The 14,668-nt window shown below is 66.8% G+C and carries 12 protein-coding genes and 2 pseudogenes; 6 read left to right on the top strand and 8 right to left on the bottom strand.

Going from position 1 to position 14,668, the window contains the following annotated elements:
- Window positions 1-116: 116 nt before the first annotated feature.
- The gene (locus tag ACQCSX_RS06495; RefSeq protein ID WP_427018219.1) at window positions 117-422 is read right to left on the bottom strand and encodes a hypothetical protein; all 306 of its coding nucleotides are present in this window, start codon (window positions 420-422) and stop codon (window positions 117-119) included.
- Window positions 423-654: 232 nt separating this feature from the next.
- On the opposite strand from ACQCSX_RS06495, the gene ACQCSX_RS06490 reads away from it, so the two are divergent.
- The 3 genes from ACQCSX_RS06490 (at window position 655) to ACQCSX_RS06480 (ending at window position 4,204) form a co-directional block, all read left to right on the top strand.
- The gene (locus ACQCSX_RS06490; RefSeq protein WP_427018985.1) at window positions 655-1,431 is read left to right on the top strand and encodes an electron transfer flavoprotein subunit beta/FixA family protein; all 777 of its coding nucleotides are present in this window, start codon (window positions 655-657) and stop codon (window positions 1,429-1,431) included.
- 11 nt (window positions 1,432-1,442) lie between these two features.
- Complete coding sequence (locus ACQCSX_RS06485; RefSeq protein ID WP_427018218.1) at window positions 1,443-2,423, top strand: electron transfer flavoprotein subunit alpha/FixB family protein; 981 nt, start codon at window positions 1,443-1,445, stop codon at window positions 2,421-2,423.
- A gap of 398 nt (window positions 2,424-2,821) precedes the next feature.
- Entirely contained in the window at window positions 2,822-4,204 is a 1,383-nt protein-coding gene (locus tag ACQCSX_RS06480; protein WP_427018217.1) for a cytochrome b/b6 domain-containing protein, read from the top strand.
- 172 nt (window positions 4,205-4,376) lie between these two features.
- Here ACQCSX_RS06480 and ACQCSX_RS06475 read toward each other — a convergent pair whose 3' ends face one another.
- A complete protein-coding gene (locus tag ACQCSX_RS06475) occupies window positions 4,377-5,291 on the bottom strand; it encodes an EamA family transporter (protein ID WP_427018216.1) in 915 nt (304 codons plus the stop codon).
- 84 nt (window positions 5,292-5,375) lie between these two features.
- Between ACQCSX_RS06475 and ACQCSX_RS06470 the strand changes: the two genes are divergently transcribed.
- Both ACQCSX_RS06470 and ACQCSX_RS06465 read left to right on the top strand, forming a co-directional pair.
- Entirely contained in the window at window positions 5,376-6,287 is a 912-nt protein-coding gene (locus tag ACQCSX_RS06470; protein ID WP_427018215.1) for a LysR family transcriptional regulator, read from the top strand.
- A gap of 158 nt (window positions 6,288-6,445) precedes the next feature.
- Complete coding sequence (locus tag ACQCSX_RS06465; protein WP_427018214.1) at window positions 6,446-7,354, top strand: MSMEG_6728 family protein; 909 nt, start codon at window positions 6,446-6,448, stop codon at window positions 7,352-7,354.
- A 136-nt stretch (window positions 7,355-7,490) separates the two neighbouring features.
- Here ACQCSX_RS06465 and ACQCSX_RS06460 read toward each other — a convergent pair whose 3' ends face one another.
- The gene (locus tag ACQCSX_RS06460) at window positions 7,491-8,276 is read right to left on the bottom strand and encodes an isocitrate lyase/PEP mutase family protein (protein WP_427018213.1); all 786 of its coding nucleotides are present in this window, start codon (window positions 8,274-8,276) and stop codon (window positions 7,491-7,493) included.
- A gap of 473 nt (window positions 8,277-8,749) precedes the next feature.
- Window positions 8,750-9,619, bottom strand: a complete 870-nt coding sequence (locus ACQCSX_RS06455; RefSeq protein WP_427018212.1) for a PfkB family carbohydrate kinase — start codon at window positions 9,617-9,619, stop codon at window positions 8,750-8,752.
- 59 nt (window positions 9,620-9,678) lie between these two features.
- Between ACQCSX_RS06455 and ACQCSX_RS06450 the strand changes: the two genes are divergently transcribed.
- Window positions 9,679-11,253 (top strand): IS1182 family transposase, encoded by a 1,575-nt coding sequence (locus tag ACQCSX_RS06450; RefSeq protein WP_427015623.1) that lies wholly within the window; start codon window positions 9,679-9,681, stop codon window positions 11,251-11,253.
- Window positions 11,254-11,449: 196 nt separating this feature from the next.
- On the opposite strand, the pseudogene ACQCSX_RS06445 reads toward ACQCSX_RS06450, so the two are convergent.
- The 4 genes and pseudogenes from ACQCSX_RS06445 to ACQCSX_RS06430 form a co-directional block, all read right to left on the bottom strand.
- Window positions 11,450-11,575: pseudogene (locus tag ACQCSX_RS06445) on the bottom strand (carbohydrate kinase family protein); the annotation flags it as partial.
- A gap of 114 nt (window positions 11,576-11,689) precedes the next feature.
- Entirely contained in the window at window positions 11,690-12,751 is a 1,062-nt protein-coding gene (locus ACQCSX_RS06440; RefSeq protein WP_427018211.1) for an NAD(P)-dependent alcohol dehydrogenase, read from the bottom strand.
- A gap of 38 nt (window positions 12,752-12,789) precedes the next feature.
- Window positions 12,790-13,703, bottom strand: a pseudogene (locus tag ACQCSX_RS06435) (carbohydrate ABC transporter permease).
- On the bottom strand, window positions 13,700-14,668 hold the full coding sequence (locus tag ACQCSX_RS06430) for a carbohydrate ABC transporter permease (protein ID WP_427018210.1): 969 nt from the start codon (window positions 14,666-14,668) through the stop codon (window positions 13,700-13,702). The pseudogene ACQCSX_RS06435 and the gene ACQCSX_RS06430 overlap by 4 nt, the downstream one beginning before the upstream one ends.

Genomic DNA, 14,668 nt, shown 5'->3' with positions numbered 1-14,668 from the left:
CGATGGATGTGCTGATCATGCCGGCCAGCACCTCGGTGTTGCGGGTCGCGTTTACTTGCGGTTGCGTGTGCGTACGGCATGAGGGACAAAGCAACCCATCCGGGTGACCGGTAGGGTCACCCGGACGGAAGCCAGACCGGATCAGTCGATCCTGCGTCCCCCAACCAGCTCACCATGGCGGGGTCGCGGTGGTAGAAGAAGAGGCTGGCATCGGTATCCAGAGTGGCGAGCTGGCTCATTTGCCTGTCGGTGACGGTTGAAAACTGAGCCACCTGTTCCGAACGATTGGATGGGTGGTCACAGTGGGGGATCTCCCGGAACACCGTCGCGATGGCCGTGGAATCGGAGCGCCCGCCCAGCCCAAGAAGGTCCTGATCGTCCCCGAGCTGTCCAAGAACCGATCGGGCAAGATCATGCCCCACCTTCCGCCGCGATGTGGCTGGGAACCGCGAGGTCGGAGATGCCATGACCCTCGCCGACTCGAACGCCACGGCTCTGGCCGCCTCCGACATGGGCGCCGCCAAAGACGAACACCGGGCACTTCACGGCACGACACGGCCTTTGTCAGCCAGGAAGGGTCCTGCTTTCGTAGACTCGGTGGAGATTCGACTTGTCTCCTCCATGGAGACAAGCCCGCCACAGGAAGAGCCATCGATGAAGATTGTCGTTCTAGTAGAGGAGGTCCCCGACACGTACGGGGACCGGATACTGAACCTTGAAACAGGCCTCGCCGACCGGGAAGCCAGCGAGACGGTCATCGATGAGATTGGTGAGCGGGCCTTGGAGCGGGCGCTGACGTACGCCGACGCGAACGAAGGCACTGAGGTCGCAGTCCTCTCCCTCGCCCCCGATGGTGCGACGGCAACGATACGCAAGGGGCTTGCGATGGGTGCCGGGAGCGCCACCCACGTCTGTGACGAGGCGCTCCGGGGTGCGGATCTTGGACTGACCGCTGAAGCCCTCGCAGCAGCGATCCGCCGTGTGGGGTTTGACCTGGTGATCACCGGCAATGTCTCCACCGATGGCTCCGGCGGCATGATTCCCGCGATGCTTGCAGAATTGCTTGACGTGCCGCACGCCACCGGCTTGAGCTCCGTGGAAATCGGCGACGGCGTGGTGTCCGGCACCAGGCCCATTGAATCCGGTGTGCAGAAGGTATCAGCGAACCTGCCGGCGGTGATCTCCATTACCGAGGCGCTTCCGGGTGCGCGCTTCCCAAGCTTCAAGGGAATCATGGCCGCTAAGAAGAAGCCCCTTGAGGTGCTTACCCTCGCAGACCTCGGGATCACAGCCGACAACCCGGAAGCGGCGCGTTCGATCATGCTGACGGTTGCCCAGAAGCCCCCGCGTGCGGCAGGCGTAAAGATCATCGACGCCGGTGATGCTGGCGAGAAGCTCGCCGACTTCCTTGTAGAGAACCGACTGGCGTAAGGAGCATCGACATGACTGAATTCCCTCGTGACGCAATCCTCGTCGTCGTCGAAACCCAGGCTTCCGGTGGGCTCGAGAAGGCCGCCGCCGGCCTCTTCGGTGCTGCCGCTGAAGTTGGCACACCTGTTGCATTGGTACTTGCCCCACCCGGCGCTGGAACTGCCGCCGCGGAGGCCGCAGTCCTTGGGGCCACGCGCGTACTGATCGCGGAGACTGCGGATCCTTCCGTGCTCGGAGTGCCGAGCGTTGACGCGCTTGCCGCCGCCGTGGAGCGGGTGCAGCCGGACGCGATCCTGATCTCGCATTCGCTGAATGGGCGCGACCTTGCCGGCCGTTACGCTGCTCGTTCGCATGCAGCGGTTTCCGCCGATGCCATCGGTGTGGCACGTGATGACGAGGGCGTCGTGGCACACCACTCCGTCTACGGCGGTGCCTACAACGTGACGTCAACATCCACGTTTGGGGCGCCGGTGATAACCGTCCGCCAGGGCTCCATCGAGGCGCGTGCCACGGCTCAGCCTGAGTTGACGGAGGCCTTGGCCGTGGCGGGCTCCGGGAAACCGGCGGCGCGGATCGACTCGTTCGAGGAGGCAGTGGGCGCCTCCTCGCGGCCGGAGCTGCGTGGTGCCGCGAAAGTCGTGGCGGGTGGCCGCGGCCTCGGGTCGGAGGAACAGTTCGCCCTCGTTGGACAGCTCGCCGATGCACTCGGCGCCGCCGTTGGTGCCTCGCGTGCCGCGGTGGATGCAGGCTACATCCCGCCGTCGCTCCAGGTCGGCCAGACCGGGGTGTCCGTGTCACCACAGCTGTACATCGCGCTGGGCATTTCCGGCGCGATCCAGCACCGGGCTGGCATGCAGACCGCCAAGACGATCGTCGCCATCAACAAGGATGGGGACGCGCCGATCTTCGAGATCGCCGACTTTGGTGTGGTCGGCGACCTCTTCAAGGTCGTGCCCCAGCTGATCAGCGCACTTGAGGCTCGGAAGAAGTAATGATGGCACCTCTGTCTCGGTCCATTCGGCGGGGCCTGCCGCGCGTCGAAGGTGGCGACCCCTGGCCTCCAGCAGGCCAGTCGCCCGCACACCTGGTTGCGGAAAAAGGGGCAACTCTGTCGGCGTCTGTTCCCGCGGTGGGCGCGGCCGACGCCGGGCAGGTGGCCGTTGCGCACTCCATCCCTGCTGCTACCCCGGAGGTGGCGGCCGTGGCGGTGTTGTCCGTTCCAGTCCTTGAAGCGGACGGCGGCGCCACAGTGAACCCAGACGTCGTGGTTAACCTGGGCGTCACGGTGGCGCGGCAGCTGCGCCGTGGCCTGCCACGCGTGCCGGGCGGTGAGCCTTGGCCGCCAGTGGGGGAGGTTGTGGTACCAGCGGCGGCTCTGTCCGGTTCTCCCGTGGCCGTCGCCACGCCCGCGCCCGTTGCCGCCACGCCCGCGCCCGCCGCGGATGCTGCTGCGTCGACGGTGCCCGCAGCGACGGCTTTGCCTGCACCTGCAGATGTTCCTGCCACCCCATCCGCCACGCTGGCGACGGGAACAACCCCGCTTCGCCGCGGGCTTCCCCGTGTCCCCGGTGGCGAACCGTGGCCGCCGGCCGGACTGGCCCCCGTCGCCGCCGCGCCCGCCGTCGTTCCCGTCCCGGCGGTGCAGGCAGAGCCGGAACACATCCCACTAGCCCCCGCTCCTGCTGCCGGCATTGTGGCGGCCGTTGCGGAGCCGGTGCCCTCGGCGCCAGTGAGGGCATCCGCCGTCGTTCCCGCCCCGGCCTCGGCGGCAACGCCCGTCGCCGCGAAGCAACCCGCAGCCACGGCCGGCCCCGCCTCGATGGACAGGCCCGTCGCCACCGAGAAGCCCGCGGGGCCAAAGGCCCAGGCGAAGCTCTACGGTTCGCGCACACTGGGCCAGTGGAGCAGGCGCGTCGCGCTCCTCGCGGTTGGCGCTGTGGCCGCTGCAGCGATTCTCGTGCTCGCCGCGCGTGGAGTGACGACACTGCCGGGCGTGCCAGCCTTCCTCGAGAGGTACCCCGGCGAGTACCGCCTGCCCGATGCGGCCGAGCCCGGCTTCCCGTGGTGGGCGCAGTGGGCACACTTCCTGAACCTTTTCCTGATCGTGCTCATCATTCGATCCGGCTACCAGGTGCGCACCCAGGCGAAGCCGCCGGCGTTCTGGACGCCCAAGGGCGGTGGCAAGAAGGTCAGCATCAACCTGTGGCTGCACCAGGCGCTCGACATTCTGTGGCTGGCCAACGGGCTCATCTTCGTGGTGCTGCTGTTTGCCTCGGGCCGCTGGATGCGCATCGTCCCGACCAGCTGGGAGGTGTTCCCGAACGCGCTCTCCGCGCTCCTGCAGTACATGACACTCGACTGGCCCGTGGAGACCGGCTGGGTGAACTACAACAGCCTGCAGCAGATCATGTACTTCCTCGTGGTGTTTATCGCGGCTCCGCTCGCGGCGGTCACGGGTGTGCGCCTGAGTGAGTTCTGGCCGAAGAACGCGAAGACGCTGAACAAGATCTATCCGGTGGAGGCCGCGCGCGCGGTCCACTTCCCGACGATGCTGTTCTTCGTGCTGTTCATTCTCATCCACGTGTTCCTGGTGTTTTCGACCGGCGCGCTGCGCAACCTGAACCACATGTTCGGCGGCACCGACGTGGTCAACTGGGTCGGGTTCTGGCTCTTCGCGGCCGCAATCGCCATCACTGTGGCCGGGTGGTACGCCGCCCGCCCGCTCGTGCTGGCGCCCATCGCGAAGCTGTTCGGCCAGGTGAGTAGTCGCTAGGCCTCACCGCCTGGACAGGGAGGATCCCGCGCCACACACAGCCCAGGCACTCTGGCACGGGGTCTTCCCTGTGTAGCAACCCACCAACGCCGCCTGCCGCCGCGGCATGGTGAATGTCGCGGCAGCGGGGAACTGCTGAAGTTGTACGTCGCGGTGTTTCCTTGTGCGGCCCTCAGGCATGCCCCTCATCGGCCTGGCGGCATTGGACATCCACGGCCTGGGCTTTGACGGTTCCGGTTTCCTGCGGGCGTGCCCCAGTGCGGGCCGCACCGACGCCGGCTGCGACCACGAGCAGGATTCCTGCCAGGGCGCTGATGCGGGGGACCTGGCCGAGGACGGTGGCTCCGATGAGCACAGCGATGGCCGGCTCAAGGCTCATCAGGGTTCCGAAGGAGGCTGCGGTCAGCCTGCGCAGCGCCAGCAGTTCCAGGCTGAACGGAACCACGGGCAACAGGAGCGCCAGCGCGATGCCGACGAGCAGCAGTTGCCAGTCGATGTGGCTGATCAGGGTGAGACCTGCCGCGAGGGTTGCGACGACGGCGGCGACAGGTATGGACACGGCCAGGGCCTGCAGGCCCGCCAGCTGGTCACCGGCGCGCTGGGTCAGCAGGATGTATCCCGCCCAGCATGCACCGGCGCCCAGCGCCAGCAGCACACCCAGCGGATCGGCCGCGCCGTGCCACGGCTCCGTGAGCAGAAGCACTCCCGCCGCGGCGGAGAACGCCCACAACCGTGCCCGTCCCCGGCCGCGGACCACCGCTACGGCCAGCGGGCCGAGAAATTCCAGCGCGCTGGCGGTTCCCAGGGGTATCCGCATCGCGGAAGCCATGAAGAGCAGGGTCATTGCGCCGGTGGCGATCCCCAGGAGAATGCAGGTCAGCAAGGATGAACGGGTAAACGACGACCGCCAAGGGCGGCCGACGGCAACCAGGATGATGCTGGCCCACGCCAAACGCAGCCAGGCCGCACCCTCCGGACCGATCTGGCCTGCTATCCCCACGGACGCGGCAAGCCCCAACTGCACGCTGACCATGGCCGCCAGAGCCATGGATGTACCGACGCGGGCTGGCTGGAGGGCTGGACTCATAAGGCCAGTAGACAGTATCCGCTCTGTTCGCGTCCACGTGATAATCCGCAACATTCCGTTCAAGAATCATGCACAATGAACTCCATGGAGACCCGAAGACTGCCACTGCTGCTCGAGCTATCGCGCGTCGGTTCAATGCGTGGCGTCGCCGATGCGCTGGGCACCACTACCTCGACCGTGTCCCAGCAGATTGCCATGCTCTCCCGGGAAATTGGCGCCGCCGTGGTGGAACCCGCTGGCAGGGGTGTCCGGCTGACTCCGGCCGGACGGCGCCTGGCAGAGCACGCAAGGCCCATCCTTGCCGCGGTGGAGGCCGCACACGCCGATCTCGACCCCGACGCCGAGCCCGCAGGCACCGTCCGTGTTGCCGGCTTCGTCACTGCGATCCGCAAGAGTCTCATGCCAATCGTCACCGAGCTCACCGCCAGCCATCCTCAGGTGCGGGTGATCGTGAAAGAGCATGAGCCGGACGCCGCGCTGGCGCTGCTGGCAGCGGGGGAGGTGGACCTTGCCCTCACCTACGACTACAACCTGGCACCAGCCGAATCCGACGCAGCACTCGACTCCCTCCCGTTGTGGTCCACCCCGTGGAGCCTGGCCGTGCAGACCCACGATGGCCCGAAGACCGACGGGGATGCCCTCGCGGTCTTTAACAATTTTCGAGGCCACGACTGGATCGGCAATTCCCGCAACCGTGCCGACGAGGACGTACTGCGGATCATTGGATCCATGGCCGGGTACGACCCCAGGGTAAGACACCAGGCGGACACCCTCGACCTCGTCGAAGACCTCATTCTTGCCGGAATGGGCATCGGGCTGCTTCCGGCAGACCGCCATACCCAAGCCGGCATCACCCTCGTGCCCCTCACCAGACCCGACGTACGATTGCGGGCCTACGCTCGCACCCGCCGTGGACGCGGCACCTGGCCTCCGCTGGAATTGGTCCTGACACGGCTCACTGGTGGGGCCAGCCAGTCTTCCCACCGTCCGTCCTGATCCTTCCCTCCCGCTTGGAACGCTGCGTCTGCAAGCGAAGCCGGGGACAGTTGCCGCCACGCAATTCCGCACGCCAGCCGCGAGTCTGTGTGGTAAGTCTCCACCGCTGAATGGGTATTGCAATTGGCACATGGCGCGCGGGGCGTCAGACTGAATGGATGCAGACTTACCTCCCATACTCCGATTTCCAGCAGAGTGCCGCCGCACTGGACACCGCCAGGCTCGGCAAGCAGCGTGTTGAAGCGCTGCAGGCTCTTCGTGCGCTGGTGATTCCGGGCTACGGCCGACAGTCGCACCCCGCCATCCGCATGTGGATGGGCTACGTCCCGGCCCTCACCATGTACGGCCTGGCCATGGCGGACGAGTGGATCGCCCGCGGCAACCCGGACAACACCCGGGACAGCATCAAGGAATTCGCCCCGCAGGCCGCCCACCCCGCCTATGTGGACAAGATCCCCATGCCGCCGTGGCTGGGTGATCACGACTTCCACCTGAGCCATCGCTCCAAGCTGCTCCAGAAGGACCCGCACTTCTACGCGGAGGCCTTCGCCGGCACCCCCACGGATCTGGAGCTCCTCTGGCCCGAGCCCCGGCATGAGTTCCTGCCCGAAGACCCGGACGAGGACTTCGTCTGGGTCCTGCGCGCGCCGCTGGACGACGTCGACCCGGAAAAGATCGACAAGGTCGGTATGCCGGCAGTGGGCAAGCCCAAACCCGTGAGCGCCGAGGCGGACGGCTACGAATTCGTCTACGCCGATGAAAAGTCGCGGCGCCCGGCAGCCAAGGGCGCCCGCAAGGTGCCCAAGCAACTGGTGAAGAAACCCACCCGCAACCGCCAGCTCCAGGACGAGGCCTTCCGGACGGTCCCCGGCAACACCACGGTGCTGATCCCCTTGGAGGGGGGCGCGAAGTTCGCGCTGGGCAAGTTGCAGGGCCGCCCGATTACGCTCGACGACGGCCGTTTTGGCCGCAACTTCGAAGTCAGCAAGATCATGGACCGTAGGGACTTTGACTACCCGGCACTGCTGCAGGATCCGCGGGTTTTCTTCCCCATCCCCGCCCCGTAATGCCTTAGCGTATTGACAGCTGCGCTCGACCACCGAACTCCGCTGGTTGAGCGCAGCGAAGCGGAGCCGAAACCTGGTGGGCCGGGCGTGTTCCCGGGTGCCGCCGTCGTTGCTTTCGGGTTCACGCCGACGGCGGTCAGCCCGCGATGCCCTGACTGAATGCCACGAGGCGCTCCTGCATTTCCCAGTAGGGGGTGGCTGCCGGCAGCGCCTTGCCGTCGCGCAAGGCGTTGGCAATGTTCACGGCCGCGTCCACTGCTGCGCGGTACGGCAGGGAGCCCGAACTCACGCGCCGGACCCCCAATTCCCCGAGCTCGGCAACAGTCAGCGAGGGGTGTGCCAGCACATTGACCGGCAGCCCAATCCCGGCCGTGATGCTCCGGATGTCCTCCGGGGCCGCAAGTCCGGGGACAAAGATCCCGTCCGCCCCGGCGTCGGCGTAGGCACGGGCACGGAGCAGGACGGCGTCCACCGTGGCTTCTTCGGCAAACCATAGGTTGTCCACCCGGGCATTGATGAACACGTCCGGAGTGCGTTCCGTGACGGCGGCAATCTTGGCGGCAGAGGCTGCCGGATCCACCAGATGCCCGTCCCTGCTGTCCTCCAGGTTGATCCCGGCCACGCCCAGGGCTGCCAGCTGGGCCACAAATTCCGCAACCTCGGCGGGGTCGTCGGAATAGCCGTCCTCAATGTCCGCCGTGACGTAGACGGGCAGGCGGCACAGCTGCGCCGCCAGGGCGGCGGTTGCCGCCTTGCTGGACCGGCCGCCGTCGGGCAGGCCGGCACTTGCCGCAATGCCAAAGCTGGTGGTGCCGACGGCGGGGAAGCCGGCCGCCGCAAATGCCAGGGCGGATCCGACGTCCCACGCATTGGGCAGCAGGAGTGGCGCCCCGGTGTGGTGGAGTTCGCGAAAAGTGGCCATTGTCGTTCCCGTCCCGTGCCAGCCGAATTGGTGGATTCCCGTTCAGTCTACAAACGCGGCCGGGGGGCGCAAGGGATCGACGAGACTCATGAAAGGGCTCGCGTCAGGGGGACAAGACGCGCCAGGTTGCGAGTCGGAATTAGCACTAGGAACTGCCCCGGGTTTCGTTGACTCTGTGGCCTGTCTTGCTGCTCAACCCGATGAGGCGGCTCGTTGGGCATCCTGCGTGGTGTCGATTCGGTTGAACCCATTCAGCATCGACCAATGGAGTTCAGGCGGGAGACTCGTTCAGAGGCAACTGATGACCGTTCGGAGTCATCGTTCCTCCCGGAACGGCCAGCGAAACAGCGCACTATTCGACCGTCACGGGCAGGAGCCGGGCAGGAGCCGGGCAGGAGTCGGGCAGGAGTCGGTTCAGGTTCACGGCAAGGTGAGCGCAGTGAAAACCATCGCCATCGTCGGGCAGCCCGGGGTCAGGGTCGCCCGGCCACAGGCTGGCCTTCCGGTGAGGCCAAGGATCCCGTCAAGGGCCCCAGCTCGGTTGACGCGGGTGGATTGGCGCCCGGGCGGGAGCAGGTTATGGCTGCGGCTTTGTTCGCATAGGCGGCCAGGGCCTGCAAGTCCTCCGCGGTGAGGGCATGAAGGCGTTCCCGGGCGGGGGTGCCGAGGGCGTCCAGCTGCGCGAGTCCGGAGATGAGAGCTGCCATGAAGGAGTCACCGGCCCCGACGGTGTCCGCCACGGTGATTGATTCCCCCGGCATCTCCACGCGCCCGCCCCTGGTCAGGATCACGGGGCCGTCCGCGCCGCGGGTGAGGGCGATCAGAGCTGGCCCGAGGTCCAGCCATGCGGCCATGGTCTCCTCCTGTGTCCGGTCGGGGTAGAGCCAGCGCAGGTCTTCGTCGCTGGCTTTGACGATGTCGCTGGCGGCGACAAAATGTTCTGCCTGGTGGCGGGCGCCGGCAACGTCCGGGCTGGTGGCGGGCCGGCAGTTCGGATCGTAGCTGACGGTGGCGTGGGCGCGGGAGGCCTCGATAAGCCCGCGCACCGACGTGTTGCCGGGGGAAAGCACCGTTCCGATGGATCCGGTGTGGACATGGATCGAGTTCTCCACCGAGGCCAGGGCCGGTATGGAGGCCCCATTGATGTCCCAGCTGATGGAGAACGAGTATTGGGCGGCGCCTCCCGGTTCCAAGGTCGCCAGGGCTGTTGATGTCGGCAATGATCCGCCGACGATGGCCCCGACGCCGTTGTTCGCCAGATGCCCGGCAACCATCAGCCCGTGGGGGTCGTCGGCGAAGTGAGTGACGAGGTTGGTACGGAGACCTAGGACTGTGCTGAACAATTTGGGTGGTTTAAGGCGCGCCTGCTGGACTTCGGGTCCTGGTCCTTAAGACTGGATGCATGCAAGGAATTGAAGAGGCCCAGCGCGGGTATTTGGATGTGGAGGCGCTGGCCGGGGAGCTGTTGGCCCCGGGGAGTGCCTACGCGTTTCTGGCCGGGCACCGCTCGGAGCTTTTCCCGGACTCGATGATGGAGGACCTGTTTCCCTCCACCCGGGGCAGGCCCTCGATCCCGGCCGCGGTCATCGGCACCGTCCTGGTCCTGCAGGCCCTGGAGGGTCTCTCGGACCGGGCCGCCGCCGAAGCCTTGACCTTTGACCTGCGGTGGAAGGCCGCCTGCGGGTACGGGCTGACCGAGACCGCGTTCCATCCCACGGCGCTGGTGCATTGGCGCAACCGCCTGCGCGGCAGCAGCAACCCGCACCGCATCACCGAAGCCGTCGCCCAGGTCATCACCGCGACCGGTGTCCTCACCGGCCGGCACCGCCGGGCGGTGGATTCGACCGTGTTCGCCGATGCGGTGGCCCGGCAGGACACCATCACCCAGCTGATTGCCGTGATCCGCCGTTTCGGCAGGGCCATGGAGCACGGGGCCACGCTCATGGCGGTCCATGCCACCTCCTACGATTACTCGCACGTGGGCAAGCCGGACATCGCCTGGGACGACAAGGAAGCGAAGGACGCCCTGGTCTCGGGGCTGGTCACCGACGCCCTGGCCCTGCTTGGCGCGGTGGATCCCGACACCCTGGAAGAAGACTCGCCGCAGGCGCAGGCCTACGTGCTGCTGGCGTTGGTTTCGGGCCAGGACGTGGAGCCGGCCGAGGGTTCCGACGGCACCGACGGGCGGTGGCGGATCGCCCGGAAGGTCGCCCGGGACCGGATGGTCTCCATCGTGGATCCCGAGGCCAGGCACGCGCACAAGTCCCGCTCGGTGATGATGGACGGGTTCAAGGGACACATCATTGCCGAACCGGAAACCGGGCTCTACACCAGCGCCGTGATGACCCGGGCCGCCGGCCCCGGTTCCAGCGACGCGGAGGCCGGAATCGGGCTGGCCGCCGCCGATCCGACCATGAAGGATACGGAGGTTGACTACCAAATGCTTGGCGATTCGGCCTACGGCTCCGGGCCCATGCTCGAACACCTCGACGGGGCCGGGCACCAGGGGCTGGTCAAGCCCAGGCCGCTGCGCCCGGCAGTGCCCGGCGGCTACGACCTGGACGACTTCACCCACGACGAAGCAAAGAACACGCTCACCTGCCCCAAAGGTGAGGTGCGCACCATCAGCGCCAGAGGCAACGTGAACTTCGGCACCGCCTGCAAGGCCTGCCCGCTGCGGGAGAAATGCACCACGGCCAAGGGCGGGCGCAAGGTCGTCATCACCGTCCACCACGCCCGCCAGCGCGCCCACCGGGCCGCCGCCCTCGAGCCCGGGTTCCGGCACGACTACCGGGCCCACCGGCCCCTGGTGGAACGGTCCATCGGCTGGCTGGTCGCCGGAGGCAACCGGGCCCTGAGATACCGGGGAGTTGAAAAGAACAACGCCTGGCTGCAGGTCCGCACCGCCGCGCTGAACCTCCGGCGACTCCTGAAACTGGGCCTCACCCGCCACAACGGGGCCTGGGCCCTGGGATAAGACCCGGAAAGGGCCCCCACCCCGGTCCTGGGCCAAATCCCAGCCGCGGGGAGCCACGAACGGAGGTACAAGGCCCGCAAAAATCACGAACCAGATCTCCGGCGATCAGAAAGGAGACCCCCAGCGGGCCGCCAAAGGCCCCGGAAAGGTGCGACAGCCAAACCCGCGGCCCCGAATTGCCCCTTGTTCAGCGCCCTCCTAGGCGCGCGCACCCGACGGCAACGTTCAGCGGGCTGCCGCCGGGATGGGTTTCAGGTTTGAAGCCACTCCGGTGCGGATCATCGATGATGTCGACGAGCGATTCGCCAATGACGGTGACCAATGCCCCGTTGTGGGAGGCCTTGGGCCGGTGCCTGTCCTCGTGTGGCGGCATGTGTGCTTCCTTGCAGCTTGGTAGTGAACGTTGGTTGCTGTTGTCACCGTGTGGCGGGAGTTGTCAGCGGCCCGGGTAGACCACGGCTTTGAGCTGGCCTGCCTGCTTGCCCGCTTTGAGTGCTTCTTCGGACTCGGCGAGGGCGAACTTGCCGGTGACCAGGATGTCCAGGTCCACTTTCCGGTCGGCGATAAGCTGGATGGCCAGCGGCCAGGTGTTGGTGTAACGGAAGACGCCGGAGAGCCAGATCTCCCGGTTCTGGATGAAGGAGACGGGAAGTTCGACGTCGTCTGCCCCCAACCCGACGAGGATGACCCTGCCGGCCGGCCCGACGGCCTTGATTCCGGAACGGACCGCCTGGGGTGCGCCGGAAGCGTCAATGAACGCATCGACGTCGAGCCCTTCCACACTGTCCGTCCTGGCGTTCAGCGCGTGCGTGGCGCCGTGCTGCAGCGCAAAGGCGAGCCGGTCCTCGGCGATGTCCGTGATGTAGATTTCGGTGGCGCCGAATGCGCGGGCGGCCTGGGCCGCGATGATGCCGATCGGGCCGGCACCGGCGATCAGGACCCGGCTGCCGGGCCTGATCTCGGCGCGCTCGCAGGCCCAGAGACCGACCGAGAGCGGTTCGATGAGGGCGGCCGCCTCGTCGCTGACGCTGTCCGGAATGTCGTAGGCGAAGTCGGACTGGATGGTCACGTATTCGGCGAAGGCGCCGTCGACCGGCGGGGTGGCGTAGAACCCGATGTCCGGGCACAGGTTGTAGCGGCCGGCCTTACACTGCTTGCAAGTGCGGCAGGGGCGCTGGGGTTCGACGGCGACGCGGTTGCCGATGCGGGCGGGGTCAACGGCGGTCCCGACGGCGGCGATCCGTCCGGAGAGTTCGTGGCCCAGGATCAGCGGGTGGTCCACCACATAGCCGCCGATCCGGCCGTGCTCGTAGTAGTGGACATCGCTGCCGCAGACGCCGACGGCGGCCACCTGCACCAGGACCTGGTCGGCGTCCAGATGCGGCAGGGGCAGGGTTTCCATGGCCATCTCGCCCTGGCGCTTGAGGACGGAAGCGCGCATGGTGGCCGGGAGTTCGGGCTGTCCGAGCGCCGGGGAGTGGGTGGTTGAGGTTGCCATCGGCGTAGTCCTTGAGGGATCGGAGTGGAAGGGGGCCGCTATTTGACGGCGCCGAGGGAGAGGCCCTGGACGAGTTTGTCCTGGGCGGCGAAGCCGGCGAACAGCACCGGGAGGGAGATCACGACGGCGGCTGCGCACACCTTGGCGAGGAACAGTCCCTGGCCTGACACGAAGCCGGTCAGGAAGACCGGTGCCGTTCCCGCGACGACGCCGGTGAGGACCCGGGCCAGGAGCAGTTCGTTCCAGCTGAAGATAAAGCAGATCAGCGCTGTCGCGGCGATGCCCGGCATGGCCACCGGGGCGACGACCTTCCTCAGGGTCAGCAGCAGCCCGCACCGTCGATCTGGGCGGCTTCGAGCATTTCGACCGGTACCTCGGCGAGGAAGGACCGCATCATCCAGACCGCGATGGGGAGGTTCATGGACGTGTAGATCAGGATCAGGAACCAGATGTTGTCAAGGGCCCCGACCGTCCTGGCGAACAGGTAGAGCGGCAGGATCGCAGCCGCCACGGGCATCATCTTCGTGGAGAGGAAGAAGAACATCACGTCGGTCCACTTCTTCACCGGCCGGATGGAAAGGGCATACGCGGCGGGGATGGCCAGGACCAGGACGAGGACCGTGGACAGGATGGAAGCGGTGGCCGAGTTGATCAGGGACGGCCACGGGCTGACGCCGGACGTTTCCCCGAAGAACTCCCTGTACGCGTCCAGGGTGAGGTTCGCGGCGATGGACGGCGGGTTCGTTGCTGCGTCGGTTTCGGAGTGGAAGGAGGTCCGGATCATCCACATCACGGGGGCTGCGAAGATCAGGGCGAGCAGCCAGGCCGCGATGCCGGCGGCGGTGTTGTTGCGCGTCGGGTCCATGCGTGACTTGCCTCGCCGGAAACCGGTGTGCAGAACGGTGGGGCCGGTGGTTGTCCTACGGGGTGCGGCATGAGTGAGCGTGCTCATCGTGCTGCCTCCTTCTTGAAGAGCGAAAAGACGGTGCGGAGGGCAAATGTTGCCACGATGATGGTGCCGATGACCAATACGACGCCGGCGGCGGACGCCAGGCCGTATTCGTTGGCGAAGTAGAACGTCTGGTAGATGGCGTAGGGCATGTTGGCCGTGCCCAGTCCGCCTGCGGTGAGGGTGAACACGGCGTCGAAGTTCTGCACGATGTAGATGGCTCCGAGCAGTCCGCCCAGCTCCAGGTACTGGCGCAGGTGCGGCAGTGTGAGGTGCCGGAAGATTGCCCATGGCGTGGCGCCGTCCATCTGGGCCGCTTCCACGGTGTCCATGGGACGTGACTGCAGGCCCGCGAGCAGGATGAGCATCATAAAGGGCGTCCACTGCCAGACGAGCGAGACGATGACGGCCATCATAGGAGCCTGGGACAGGAGGTCCGCCTGGGGCGGCGTGGCGCTGCCGAACAGGGACCAGACCCAGGTCAGGATGCCGTTGATCAGCCCGTAGGTGGGGTTGAGGAGGGCGTGCTTCCAGATGAGGGCCGCGGCTACGGGCACCACCAGGAAAGGGGCGATCAGTAGGGTCCGTGCCAGACCGCGGCCGATGAACTTCTTGTCCAGCAGCAGTGCCAGGCCCAGCCCGATGACCAGGCTCGCCAGAACCACCGAGACGGTGAGGAGGATGGTGGTGAAGATTGCCTGGCGGAGGTCCGGGTCGGTGAGGACCGTGGCGTAGTTCTCCAAACCGGCGAATGCGGTCTTGCCAGGGCTGAGGCTGTTCCAGTTCAGGAACGAGATGATCAGGGTCACCACGAACGGGAGCTGCGTGACGACAATGAGGAAGACCAATGCCGGAAGCAGGGGTGCGCGCCGTGCCCAGGCCAGGGCGCGTTCCCGCGACCGGGCGTTTCTAGAAGGTGTGGCTGCATTGCGTCCCGGCCGGGAGATGCGCGCTGTTGCGGTAGTCAT

Origin of the sequence: Pseudarthrobacter sp. P1 (assembly GCF_050156935.1) — a bacterium.
In the GTDB taxonomy this organism is placed as follows: domain Bacteria; phylum Actinomycetota; class Actinomycetes; order Actinomycetales; family Micrococcaceae; genus Specibacter.
This window is presented reverse-complemented; position numbering and strand designations above follow the sequence as displayed.